General features: G+C 43.7%; 10 protein-coding genes. 6 read left to right on the forward strand and 4 right to left on the reverse strand.

Annotation, left to right across the window (positions count from 1 at the left end):
* Positions 1-78: 78 nt before the first annotated feature.
* From IE070_RS14460 to upp, 3 genes are read right to left on the reverse strand one after another with little or no spacing between them, the layout of a single operon-like run.
* Positions 79-1,209: an META domain-containing protein gene (locus IE070_RS14460; protein WP_189483910.1), complete on the reverse strand. Its 1,131-nt coding sequence runs from the start codon at positions 1,207-1,209 to the stop codon at positions 79-81.
* Positions 1,210-1,265: 56 nt separating this feature from the next.
* Entirely contained in the window at positions 1,266-2,153 is an 888-nt protein-coding gene (locus IE070_RS14465; protein WP_189483911.1) for an alpha/beta fold hydrolase, read from the reverse strand.
* Positions 2,154-2,171: 18 nt separating this feature from the next.
* Positions 2,172-2,798 carry a uracil phosphoribosyltransferase gene (upp, locus tag IE070_RS14470; protein WP_189483912.1) on the reverse strand — a complete coding sequence of 209 codons (627 nt, stop codon included), beginning with the start codon at positions 2,796-2,798 and terminating at the stop codon, positions 2,172-2,174.
* 197 nt (positions 2,799-2,995) lie between these two features.
* Between upp and psrA the strand changes: the two genes are divergently transcribed.
* From psrA to IE070_RS14495, 5 genes are all read left to right on the forward strand, one after another.
* A complete protein-coding gene (gene psrA / locus IE070_RS14475; RefSeq protein WP_189483982.1) occupies positions 2,996-3,712 on the forward strand; it encodes a TetR family transcriptional repressor PsrA in 717 nt (238 codons plus the stop codon).
* 88 nt (positions 3,713-3,800) lie between these two features.
* Positions 3,801-6,116, forward strand: coding sequence for an acyl-CoA dehydrogenase (locus IE070_RS14480; protein WP_189483913.1), 2,316 nt, complete (start codon positions 3,801-3,803; stop codon positions 6,114-6,116).
* A gap of 135 nt (positions 6,117-6,251) precedes the next feature.
* A complete protein-coding gene (locus IE070_RS14485; RefSeq protein WP_189483914.1) occupies positions 6,252-6,752 on the forward strand; it encodes a GNAT family N-acetyltransferase in 501 nt (166 codons plus the stop codon).
* A 62-nt stretch (positions 6,753-6,814) separates the two neighbouring features.
* A complete protein-coding gene (locus IE070_RS14490; protein ID WP_189483915.1) occupies positions 6,815-7,063 on the forward strand; it encodes a hypothetical protein in 249 nt (82 codons plus the stop codon).
* Between the two features lie 144 nt (positions 7,064-7,207).
* Entirely contained in the window at positions 7,208-10,456 is a 3,249-nt protein-coding gene (locus IE070_RS14495) for a sensor histidine kinase (protein WP_189483916.1), read from the forward strand.
* Between the two features lie 67 nt (positions 10,457-10,523).
* Here the strand turns inward: IE070_RS14495 and IE070_RS14500 are convergent, their stop codons facing one another.
* A complete protein-coding gene (locus IE070_RS14500) occupies positions 10,524-11,570 on the reverse strand; it encodes a Leu/Phe/Val dehydrogenase (RefSeq protein ID WP_189483917.1) in 1,047 nt (348 codons plus the stop codon).
* A 246-nt stretch (positions 11,571-11,816) separates the two neighbouring features.
* Between IE070_RS14500 and IE070_RS14505 the strand changes: the two genes are divergently transcribed.
* Positions 11,817-12,242, forward strand: coding sequence for a DUF4826 family protein (locus IE070_RS14505; RefSeq protein ID WP_189483918.1), 426 nt, complete (start codon positions 11,817-11,819; stop codon positions 12,240-12,242).
* Positions 12,243-12,264: the final 22 nt, after the last annotated feature.

Here is a 12,264-nt window from a genome sequence, read left to right on the forward strand (position 1 = left end):
CCACCGCAAGGTGGTTTTTTTATTTTTGGTATCTGACCCCGAACTAGCTTCGGGGTCAGATACCGAAAGCTAGCAAAGTTAGTTAACCGCAGGAATAAATTCCATAATCACTTCGTTATTAAAAAACAGCTGTAATTTATCGGCATTCACTTCAGCACGATCAGCTTGTTGCAGTTTTTCGGTAAATTGTTGTTCAATGGTACTGGCGTCGGCACAGAATTTACGGGTGCTGGCTAATTGCTGCACCGTGATTACGTTGGCACGTTGTTGATAACTGGCATTAAAATTATTGCAGCCGCTAAAGCCGTATAATTTATCTTTGTCAAAAATCAAGCGAACGTTAAGTTGATGCGGAATATACCGATCAGCCACTTTTTCTGCACGCCAAACAATGCCTTGTAATTTTTTCTGGGCAAATTGATCTGGGCAGGTTGCGTTGGGCCAAAATTGCTCAAACTTATCCACGTAAAGTGTATCTACGCCATTTTGATCGGGTGCTCTTCTGCCCACTAACGTAGTAATCACGGCTTTATTACTAAAACGCGGATCTTGCTGATACAACCGCATCATCGGTAAATGATTTTGGGTATTGGCTATGGGTAAGCTATCGCCGTTTTGACATTGAATAAAGGTTGCTTGGTTATTGCGCAGTTGGTACATGCCAAGCATGGGCTGACGTTGATCAATTTTTTTCACATTGTCATGTCGATTTAATTGATAAGCGTCAGAGGAAACAATCGGATTACCCGCCATATCGGTCATCACTAATTGCCGATTAGTGCGAAAATGAAAAACCGGTAAGGTGGTTTGCTGATTAACCAAGTGTAAGGTGCGTTTTTCTAATAGCCAACTGCCACTGATTAATGCCACTTGACCACGCTCTAAATACTCCTGGCGTGCTTCAAAGCGTCCATCGCGATACAGATTGATGTGGTAGGTGATCCCTGGGCAATCAGCACAAGGTAAGGTCCCTTCGAAGGTCATGTCGCTATCAATAAAAATATGTTCGAAATCGGTAGCTAATGCTTCAGTTGTGGCATTATTAGCCACTTCATTGACGTCTGCTACCGGTGCTGGAACCGGTACTATGACCGTCGGTTTGATATCGGTTTTTATTGGGGCTGCTTTTTCAGTCCCAAACTGCCCAAATTGCGGTAACTGGCTACACGCAGACAAAAACAGCGCGCTTAAAACAACTAACTTTTTCATTACAGAAGTCCCTGCAAAAAATTTGGCGCATTATAACGTATGCGACTTGTCTTTAGCTATTTTAAAGCAGTAAAAGCCTTAAGAGTAGTCGTTACCCAATCAGCAGCGTGCGCTGGTTGTTCTTGCATAAAGCAATGGCCCCCGGCAACTTGGTTCGCTATGACTGCAGGATTAAGCTGCTGCCATTTTGCGATTGCTTTTAGCACAAAGGGAAATGTCTGATCACCATAAAATACCTGAACGGGACCTGCAGCGTTTTTCAATGCTGGCCATAACCCTTTTGGGTAAGAGCTAAACACATCTGCTTCGCGTTGTGGTGGGCATTTCAAGCTTACGCCCTCATCGGTTTGCAGTAAGGCGTTCTCGACATAAGCCTGCAAGGCTTCAGGGTGCCAGGTTTTAAATAAGGTACGTTGTTGAAAGTACTGTAATGCCGTAGCACGATCGGGCCAATGTTGGCGTCTGCGCAAGGCCGCTTTAGCTAATGGATTCTTTTTGAATAAATTAATACCTTGTAACGTTCGCGCCAGTAATAACATTGAAGGCGGGAATAAAACGGGATCGAGCAGTACGAGCCCTTTAAAGATACCAGGTTTTTGGGCATGCATCAGCGCCGTCAACACGCCCCCAAAGCTATGACCAACACCGTAACATGCTGCGTTAGCAAAGCGCTGTTGATGCGCTAGCCAAGCGTCTGCGGCAATATCAGCGGCTACATTCCATCCTAAAAACTGCTCGCCATTATCACTTTCTCCGTGTCCTTGTGCATCTGAAATAAAAAGATCGAAATGAGGGGATAGACGCTGTAGCATCGGCGCATACGTTAAGCCACAAAAACCATTACCATGCATAAAATGCAGTACCGGTTTGCCACTCGGCTCACTGTGCATGCCACGCACGGTAACACCATATCGACTCTGATAAGCCCAAGGGACTAATTGCATTGAGAATGCCTTAACTGGTTATTTTGTACCAAAAAGTTTATCGCCCGCATCACCTAAGCCAGGCAAAATATAGCCCTTCTCATTCAAACCTTGGTCTACTGCGGCAGTATATAATTCAATATCGGGGTGCGCCGCAGCTAAAGCGCGAATACCCTCTGGTGCTGCCACGAGCACTAAGGCTTTGATATGCTGACAGCCTTGTTTTTTCAATAAATCAATGGTGGCGATCATCGAGCCCCCAGTCGCTAACATAGGATCAATGATAATAGCGAGACGTTGCGCAATTTCAGGCGCTAATTTTTGGAAGTAGGGTACGGGTTGTAATGTTTCTTCATCGCGATAAATTCCCACCACACTGATGCGTGCACTGGGGATCAGGTCAAGTACACCATCCAACATACCGAGGCCTGCTCTAAGAATGGGCACGACGGTGACTTTTTTACCTTGAATTTGCTCGATATCACAACTGCCACTCCACGCTGCAATGCTTACTCGCTCAGTGGGGAGATCTTTTGTGGCTTCATACGTTAGCAAACTGCCTAGCTCTGTTGCTAATTGCCGAAATTGACGTGTACTAATATCGGCTGCGCGCAGCAGACCAATTTTGTGTTGTACGAGCGGGTGGGTAACTTCAACCACTTTCATGGGAAAAATCCTCAGTTGTGTGAAGAGTTTATTATTTTATATATAGATAATAAGGTACAGAGCTTATCGGGAGCAAGTGTTACCCGGTGTTAAGCCATATCTGATGCTGATCAGACCACTTTTGCATTTGCCACTTGACAGACCAGTGATTCAAACGTACATTTCAAACAGGTGTTTAAAAGTGGTGTTTGACTATGATGAGCAGTAAAATTAATACCCAGCAGAAAATCTTAGATGCAGCCCAAAATCTTTTTGCAGAAAGCGGTTTTAATGATACTTCATTGCGGCAAATAACCACGAAAGCGGAAGTGAATTTAGCGTCAGTAAATTATCACTTTGGCTCCAAGAAAGAATTGATCCAAGCTGTTTTGCAACGTTACTTACAAATCTTAATGCCACGGTTAGATCAAGAGTTTGATCTGCTGTTAGCCCGCACCAAACCAAATAACCTGCCAGATGTGCTTGCGGTTTTTGTTAAGCCCCTGTTAGAGCTTAACCAAGTTCAGCGTAAGGGTACTCGTACTTTTTTACAGCTGCTTGGGCGTGGTTATACCGATGTACAAGGACATTTACGTTGGTTTATTAACCATCATTATGGTCGTACATTAGATAAGCTTGTATTGCTAGTGCAACAAAGCTGCCCACATCTGCCGCAAAGTGAATTGTTTTGGCGATTACATTTTTCCTTAGGTTCTATTGTTTTTACCATGGCGTCAAATGAAGCACTGGCAGAAATCGCGTTGGCCGACTTTGACGAGGCCGTGGATATCGAGGGCGTGATTTGCCGCTTGATCCCTTATTTATCGGCGGGTATTGCCGCCCCAGTTTTTAATCAAGTTACACAAATAACAACACCACCCAACATGAATGAAGGGGCTGCCAAACGGCAGATAAACGCGTCTTTATCAGTCTAGTACCTTATGACTAAAAAGCGTGTTATCTGTTGTAGCCCATTTAAGAATGCTGGATTTAAACCAAGCCTGATGCTGGAAGGAAGCTGAAATGCTATTTTTATTAATAATCGTCGCCATACTTGTTGTGCTGTTGGGGGTAACCTCAGTTCGGCGCAGTGTCATTACCAAGCCAGTTTTTGCTATCTTTAAAAAGATTTTACCGCCACTGTCTGATACCGAGCGCGAAGCGATGGAAGCCGGTGATGTATGGTGGGATGGTGAATTATTCAAAGGCAAGCCTGATTGGCAAAAACTGCATGCTATTCCTAAAGCAGAGTTATCGGCTGCAGAGCAGGCGTTCATGGATAATCAAGTCGAAACGCTGTTAACCATGTTAGATGATTATAAAATTGTACAAGAGCAGCGCGATTTACCTTTAGACGTCTGGAATTACATCAAACGCGAAGGGTTCTTTGCGATGATTATTCCGAAAAGCTACGGCGGTTTGGAATTCTCTGCTATTGCCAATTCAACCATTGTATCGCGCATTGCTACCCGCAGCTTAACGGCAGCGGTGACCATTATGGTGCCTAACTCATTAGGTCCAGGCGAACTGTTAATGCATTATGGTACCGATGAGCAAAAAAATCGTTGGTTGCCAACACTGGCTAATGGTACGGATGTGCCGTGTTTTGCTTTAACGGGCCCAGAAGCCGGCTCTGACGCTGGCGGTATTCCAGACAGCGGTGTGGTCTGTAAAGGTCAGTTTGAAGGCAAAGAAGTATTAGGCATTCGCTTAAACTGGGATAAACGCTATATCACCTTAGCGCCTGTTGCCACTGTGCTTGGTTTAGCATTTAAGATGTATGATCCGGATAAGCTGTTAGGTGATAAAGAAGAGTTAGGCATCACCTGTGCATTAATCCCAACAAGTCATCCTGGTGTGCAAATTGGCGATCGCCATTTCCCGATGAATATGGCGTTTATGAACGGCACGACCGCCGGTAAAGACGTGTTTATCCCAATAGAATGGATCATCGGTGGTCCATCTTACGCCGGTCGTGGCTGGCGCATGCTGGTAGAGTGTTTATCTGCAGGTCGGGGTATTTCCTTACCCGCATTGGCAACGGCCACTGGCCATTTAGCCACGCGGATGACCGGTGCTTATGGTTATGTGCGTCAGCAGTTCGGTATGTCAATTGGCAAGTTTGAAGGCGTACAAGAAGGTTTAGCGCGTATTGGTGGCTTAACCTATACCTTAGAAGCTATGCGGGTGATGACCGCAGGTGCGATTGATTTAAAATTAAGCCCGTCTGTTGTTACGGCTATTGCCAAATACCATATGACGGAAATGTCGCGCGTGTTATTAAACGATGCTTTTGATATTCATGCCGGTAAAGCCATTCAATGCGGCCCGATGAACTACTTAGCGCATGGCTATATGGGTGTGCCTATTTCCATTACGGTAGAAGGCGCCAACATTTTAACGCGCAATCTGATGATTTTTGGTCAAGGTGCGACCCGTTGTCACCCATACGTATTGGCCGAGTTAGAAGCTGCAGCGAATCCAAATGCGGAAGAAGGCTTAGCGCAGTTTGATAAGCTGTTAATGGCACATGTTGGCTTTGCCATTGGCAATACCTTCTCTGCATTATGGCAAGGCTTAACCGCCGGTGCCTTTAATGGTGCGCCGGTATCGGGTGATACTGCGCGTTACTACAAGCAGTTAAGCCGGATGAGCCGTGCTTTGGCCTTAAGTGCCGATATTTCGATGCTGATGCTAGGCGGCGATTTAAAACGTAAAGAAATGCTGTCTGCGCGTTTAGGTGATGTGTTAAGCCAGCTGTATATTGCTTCAGCGATACTTAAATTCTATGAAGATAATGGCCGTCAGCAAGCGGATCTGCCGTTTGTGCATTACAGTGTGCAGCGTGCCTTGTATGAAATTGGTAAAGCGTTTGATGGCTTCTTTGCGAACTTCCCGAATCGTATTGTGGCTCGTACTATTCGTACCTTGGTGTTCCCATTCGGTATTGGCTATAAAATGCCAACTGATGACGTGGCACAACAAATCTGTGAGGCCTTGTCTAAGCCATCTGTAGTGCGCGATCGCTTAACGCATTTATGCTACGTTGGTGCTGATGAGAATGACGCCACTGGCTTAATGGAATCAGCCTTTGTTGCGATGCATAATGCGCAGCCGTTACTGAAAAAGCTGGCGCAAGCGCAAAAAGCCGGACAGTTGCCACGCAAACAACCTTTGGTTGATACGATTAAGCATGCTTTAGCAGCAGGTATTATCACGTTTGAAGAAGCGGCAACGTTAGAGCATATGAATAAACTGCGCTTTAAGGCCATCAGTGTTGATAGCTTTAAACCGGGTGTGTTAGAAAGCTTAAGTGTAGCGACACGAAAGGCGGCGTAAACCGCGATGTTAAATGCAAAAACCGGCGTTAATACGCCGGTTTTTTTATATATATCAGCCTGATATTGATTTACTATACTGCTTTATTTGCAATATCTTTTATGCCAATGTTTCTTGGCCACTAATGAGGTTTTCATGTCATCACTAAGTTCTATCCGTATCGCGACTGCCGCAGACAGTGCATTAATTTTAGCGTTTATCCAAGGTCTTGCTGAATATGAAAAACTGGCTGATCAGGTTGTTGCCACAGAACAAACCTTGTTAGATAGCTTGTTTGGTGAAAAACCTGCAGCCGAGGTCGTTATTGCCGAGTATGCTGGAGAGCCAGCCGGTTTTGCCCTGTTCTTCCACAATTATTCTACCTTCTTAGCGCAGCCAGGTTTGTATCTAGAAGACTTGTTTGTATTACCGGCCTTTCGAGGGAAAGGATTAGGCAAGTTATTACTGAGTTATTTAGCGAAATTGGCGGTAGAGCGCAATTGTGGGCGTTTTGAATGGTCGGTATTAGATTGGAATCAACCTGCCATTGATTTTTATCAGGCGCAAGGGGCCAATGTGATGAATGATTGGCGAATAACTCGGGTTACGGGTGAAAAACTTCAAGCATTGGCAGCAAAATATTCAGAGTTAACATGATACAAAAAACACTGATTGGATGATAAAAATAAGCGCGCTTGTATAGGGCAGTACTAAGCATTATGACCGCTGAACGAAAACATAAAGAAGTAAAAAATACACATTCGACACTGCAGTGTGTAGCGGCAAGTGGGGCATCTAGCCTAGAAACAAAAACGGCAAAATCTGGCACTCATGTACAGAAAATCGTTAGTCAAACGGTGATAAGAAAACGACGTAGTGATGATTTTTGGATTAATATTGGTGTAGTATTTTTTATTAGCGTTTGCTTGATTATATTGAGTTGGGATGTTTTATTAATGGGTATGTAATACGATTTACTGAGTAAGCTAAAACGTGTTTCTATAGCAGCCACATTTAGGCAAATAGATTATGCATTGCTTTTCGTTGATCAGTTAAGTTAGCCTACTGATTTGGAATAGCACCTTTTTAGCTTTCAGTTTTAAGGGAGTCTCGTGCTTAAAAATTTTTTCACGTTATTACTGTTTTTAAGTACGGTTTCCCTACCTGTGCTCTCAAAATCATTAGTACATCGTTTGGGTGTTGAGGATGGCATTAGTAATAACACGCTTTACGATATTGTGCAGGATGATTCTGGATTTATTTGGCTAGCCACTACCGAATCAGGTTTACGTCGTTACGATGGTTATCGTTTTATCACTTTCCCAATTTTACAACCCAGTGAGATGCTCAGTGCCGTTCAACCTGATGTAGGGAAACTTCTTATTGATAGCAAAAATCGTCTTTGGGTTGGCACCTGGGGTATGGGCGTTAGTCGGCTTAGCCATGATAGGAGAGAACTTTCACGTTTTCTTGTAGATGGTTATCAAGTGCAAAGTTTGCACGAAACGAAGGATGGACATATCTGGCTGGGTACCACTGATGGTCTTTACCGATTGAGTAATGACGATTCCATTGAGCGAATTGGCGGTCCTGAAGCTAATCAATCTTTTGTACACCAGCGTATTTGGAGCATGGCTGAAGGGGATAATGGTAAGCTTTGGATCGGCACCAGCTACGGCTTTTATTCTTGGCATGAGACAGAGGGATTGTCGGGGCCGTTTTTGGTCAGTCAAAATAGTGCAACAAATAGAAGATCAAATGAGATAAGAGCGCTTTCATATTTTAATAAAACACTTTGGTTAGGGGGTCGAGTTGGCTTACGCGCTTATGAACCTGAGACGCAGCAATGGTATTCTTTTGATGATATTGCTGAATTAGCAGAAAAACCTGATTTTTTAATCAATACAATAAAGCCTGATAATAATAATAATTTGTTGTTAGGAACATACGAAGGGCTTTATCGCTTTTCGCCCGATTGCCGCTGCTTTATTCCATTTCGATCACAAAACGCCTTATTGCCGTCATTGAATGTCAGAGCTATCTTGCAAGATCGCAGTGGTTTGCTCTGGTTGGGGACACGTTCTCACGGTCTATTTTATACGCGTTACAACCGTAACGCATTTTCCGACTTGACGCATGCGGTGACAGATAATTTACGAAAAGCGTTCACATTTTCTGTTAGGGGTCTTGCGTTAGCAAATGATCAAACATTGTGGTTAGCTGTTGGGCAACAAATTTACCAACTAGATTTATTAAGCGATGAGGCACAGCGTTTTACCTTAGAGGCCAGTATAAATAAAATTGTTTCAGATAAAAATGAAACCCTCTTTATTGCTACTGACGCGGGCGTCTACAAGAAGCCCCTAGCTGATGATAAATACGAGCTTTTTGATGAGCCTTTTTTAAAGGCTAATCTAAAACAGCCTTTGGTGCGGGATATTATTATTCAATCTGATGAGCGTTATTGGTTTGGGTTATGGGGCGAGGGTGTTCTTTACTACGATCAACAGCAGCAACGCTATCAGCATTTTTTAGCTGAGTTAGCCAGTAATCATGCAGGCGATGCTATTGAAGCGATGACGTTAATGGCAGATGGCTCAGTCTGGGTTGGCACACGTTATAGTGGCTTATATCATCTTGACATTACAGCGGGTGTTAAGGCGCATGTGCAGCAAAGTCATGAAAGTGGCTTACCATCAGATAAGATCCAATGTTTAAATAATGACGGTGGCACATTACTCATAATTTGTACAAATAAAGGTTTAGTAATATGGGATCTGGTAGCCAATACAAAACGGCTTTTGGGGGAGCACGATGGTTTAGCCAGCGACAACGTTATTGGTGTCGTTATGGAAAATCAGCGTATTTGGGTGCTTACGGGGCATGGTGTGAGTTTAATCAGTCCTGATATTCCGCATATTGTCAGTTTCAATCGCCATGATGGTTTAAGCACGCCAGAACTTAACAGGAACGCTGCTGTCGTTGATAGCCAAGGTATGATTTACCTTGGTACCTTAGAAGGGATCATTAAATTAGATCCATCATTATTGTGGACCAATACAACACCACCAGTCCCTAAGATTACTGCCATTAGAGTTAATCAAGCCGCTGCAATACCCACTGACGAATTTTCACATGAAAGTCTGATGCTTTCGGCAAATGAGAACACCCTAGAATTTCAGTTTTCAGCTATGGATTTTCATGATGTACAGAGAAATAGTTTTCGCTACAAATTGGTAGGCGTTGATCAAGATTGGATATATGGTGGGACAAGACCTTATGCTATTTATTCTAACTTGCATCCGGGTGAGTATGAATTGCAATTAATGGCAATGAATAATCATGGTTTAATTTCAACCTCTACAGCGTCTTTTCACTTTAACATTCATCCCCAATGGTGGCAGTTGCGCTTAGTACAAATTGCCTTTGGCTTATTAGTTTTGTTGTTACTTGTAGCCTTTCACTTTTACCGTATGCGGCACATTCATCAAGTAAATCGACTTCTAAACCAATCGGTTGAAGAGAAAAATAATAATGCACGATTACTTGAAAATATGGTGAGTGAACGTACGTTAGCGCTTAAAGAAAAAACTGCCATGTTATCTTTTAAAACCGCTGAATTAGAGCAAAGTCTGATTGCCTTAGCAGAAAAAAACCAAGAGTTAACACGCTTGGATAAACTAAAAGATCAATTTGTGTCTACGGTTAGTCACGAATTGAGAACGCCACTCACGGCCATAAGGGGGGCAATTGCGTTATTGTCTAATAATGCGGTTAAACCTGGCACGGCTGCATTTCAGAAAATGATTGATGTCGCCTTACTTAATGGCGAGCGTTTATCACAACTCATCAATGACTTGCTCGATTTACAAAAGTTCGAATCAGGTCATTTTACTTTACAGATCAGTAGAGTAGATCTTAATCAATTAACAGAACAAGCGCTAAATGGCATGCAACCCTATGCAGAGCGTTTCCGCGTCGCTTTGCGGTGGCACAATGACAACAAAGAGCAATGGGTTGACGCAGATCCGCTGCGGCTTCGGCAGGTTATGGATAATTTTTTGTCAAACGCCATTAAGTTTTCTTCTGCAGATCAAGTGGTTGAAGTATCTATCACGGTAAAAAATAACACTGTCCGCTGGTCGGTGATCGATCATGGTCGTGGTATTTCTGAGGCGTTTGCCAAGCGTATTTTTACGAGTTTTACACAAGCTGATGCATCGGATTCGCGCAATCGCGAAGGCTCTGGACTGGGGTTAGCAATAAGTAAAAAGATTATTGAAAGTCATCAAGGCCAATTGGGTTTTGATAGTACCTTAGGGCAAGGCAGTACGTTTTGGTTTAGTTTACCATCAGAGTAGCAAGCGTAAAAAGGAGGCCGTAGCCTCCTTAAGTAACATGTTCGCTTAATTGTAATGATGTTGACTATTAAGCGGTTTTTCCTTTCGCGATGATTTCTTGTGCCATGATATCAGCAATCACACTGGTAGAAAGTTGTTGTGAATCAGCACGATTAAAAATAGTGAGTAAGGTATCAAAGATTTGCATTACTTTGGCCGTTGATTCTTCTGCACTGTAACCTTGTGGACGCATTTCAAACGCGACATTAATAATGCCGCCAGCGTTAATCACATAATCAGGCGCATACAATATGCCGCGCGCACGTAGCATATCGCCATGCTCAGGCCGTTTTAATTGATTGTTTGCACAGCCGGCCACAATTTTCGCTTTTAACTGTGGGATCGTCTCGTCGTTTAACGTGGCACCTAACGCACATGGCGCATAAATATCAGCGTCAGCCGCATAAATAGCATCTAAGCCTACAGCAGTAGCCCCAAATTGTGTTACTGCGCGATTTACAGCGTCTTGATTGATATCGGTAACGATCAGTTTGGCACCTTCTTTATGCAAGTGTTCACACAGGTAGAAACCAACACTGCCTAGACCTTGAATGGCTACCGTTTTACCTGATAAATCGGCTGAGCCAAATTTATGTTGTGCAGCGGCTTTAATGCCCTGGTAAGTACCTAATGCCGTAAAAGGACCTGGGTTGCCACTTTTGCCCTCTAGGCCAGCCACAAACGGCGTTTCCTGATTTACTTGCATAATGTCATGCGTTGTAATGTTGACATCTTCAGCGCTGTAATAGCTGCCGCTCAAGCGGTGTACCATGCGGCCAAACGCGCGGAATAGCGCTTCAGATTTAATGGTTTTGGCATTACCGATAATCACGGATTTCCCGCCGCCCAAAGGTAAGCCAGCCATGGCGTTTTTATAGGTCATGCCACGTGATAAACGCAGTACATCAACAAGAGCGTCTTCGTCAGTAACATAATCCCATAGTCTACAGCCGCCTACGGCAGGGCCTAAACGGGTACTGTGAACGGCAATAATGGCTTTAAGGCCTGTTTCTGCGTCGCTACAAAAAACCACTTGTTCATGTTGATCAAATTCAGGATGATTAAATACTGCCACGGTGAACTCCCTCGGAGGCTAACGATGATAATGTTGGGTTGAGATTTACGCACTTCTTTACGTTTACGTAAACTGTAGTTCTTGTTTTTATGGCGCGGAATGTATCACTTGATACAGCTTTATGCCAGTATTCGTGTTAAAAAATGGCTGGTCTGGCCAGCATAGACAAAATCCCTGCGCGCAAAGCTTGATTGTCAGCGATGACTCACCTAAAGTAGCGCCAACTACAACACAGGAAGTCGTCTTATGAGTGAGCAGTTAACTCAGAATAATACTGAAATTACTGATGAACAGCGGGCCAACTGGGTGCGGTCTCAGTTTCAAAAAGCCAATGAATATTTGGCAACCAAAGGCATTATCCCTGATAATGTGGCCGTGAGTGAAAGCCGTTACCTGCCACCTTTTGTCGCGGTATGGAAGCTAAATACCCGTGATAAAAAGTCTTTTTGGGTGATTAGTGGTGATCTGCCAACAGATCATATGCCTATTTCGGCAGCATTAAATGCCCGAGAGGCGATCCGTGCTTTTGCGCTGCATTGGCAGCTAAAAGCTGAACAAATTGCCCAAGCGGGTTTTACTGATCAAACACAGCAAGATTTTGCGAATTTATTAGTCTCGCGTGCGCATGGTTTGTATGATTTATTTGATGATGAGCAACTTTGGCAGAGCTAATATTTTGGCGCCTTAATTGTAA

The sequence above is a fragment of the Alishewanella tabrizica genome, assembly GCF_014652375.1.
GTDB lineage: Bacteria > Pseudomonadota > Gammaproteobacteria > Enterobacterales > Alteromonadaceae > Alishewanella > Alishewanella tabrizica.

What these genes read in the sequence shown, in the direction of transcription:
- IE070_RS14460 (WP_189483910.1), bottom strand. Translation starts at nt 1,209, where the DNA reads ATGAAAAAGTTAGTTGTTTTAAGCGCGCTGTTTTTGTCTGCGTGTAGC.
- IE070_RS14465 (WP_189483911.1), bottom strand. Translation starts at nt 2,153, where the DNA reads ATGCAATTAGTCCCTTGGGCTTATCAGAGTCGATATGGTGTTACCGTG.
- upp (WP_189483912.1), bottom strand. Translation starts at nt 2,798, where the DNA reads ATGAAAGTGGTTGAAGTTACCCACCCGCTCGTACAACACAAAATTGGT.
- psrA (WP_189483982.1), top strand. Translation starts at nt 2,996, where the DNA reads ATGAGCAGTAAAATTAATACCCAGCAGAAAATCTTAGATGCAGCCCAA.
- IE070_RS14480 (WP_189483913.1), top strand. Translation starts at nt 3,801, where the DNA reads ATGCTATTTTTATTAATAATCGTCGCCATACTTGTTGTGCTGTTGGGG.
- IE070_RS14485 (WP_189483914.1), top strand. Translation starts at nt 6,252, where the DNA reads ATGTCATCACTAAGTTCTATCCGTATCGCGACTGCCGCAGACAGTGCA.
- IE070_RS14490 (WP_189483915.1), top strand. Translation starts at nt 6,815, where the DNA reads ATGACCGCTGAACGAAAACATAAAGAAGTAAAAAATACACATTCGACA.
- IE070_RS14505 (WP_189483918.1), top strand. Translation starts at nt 11,817, where the DNA reads ATGAGTGAGCAGTTAACTCAGAATAATACTGAAATTACTGATGAACAG.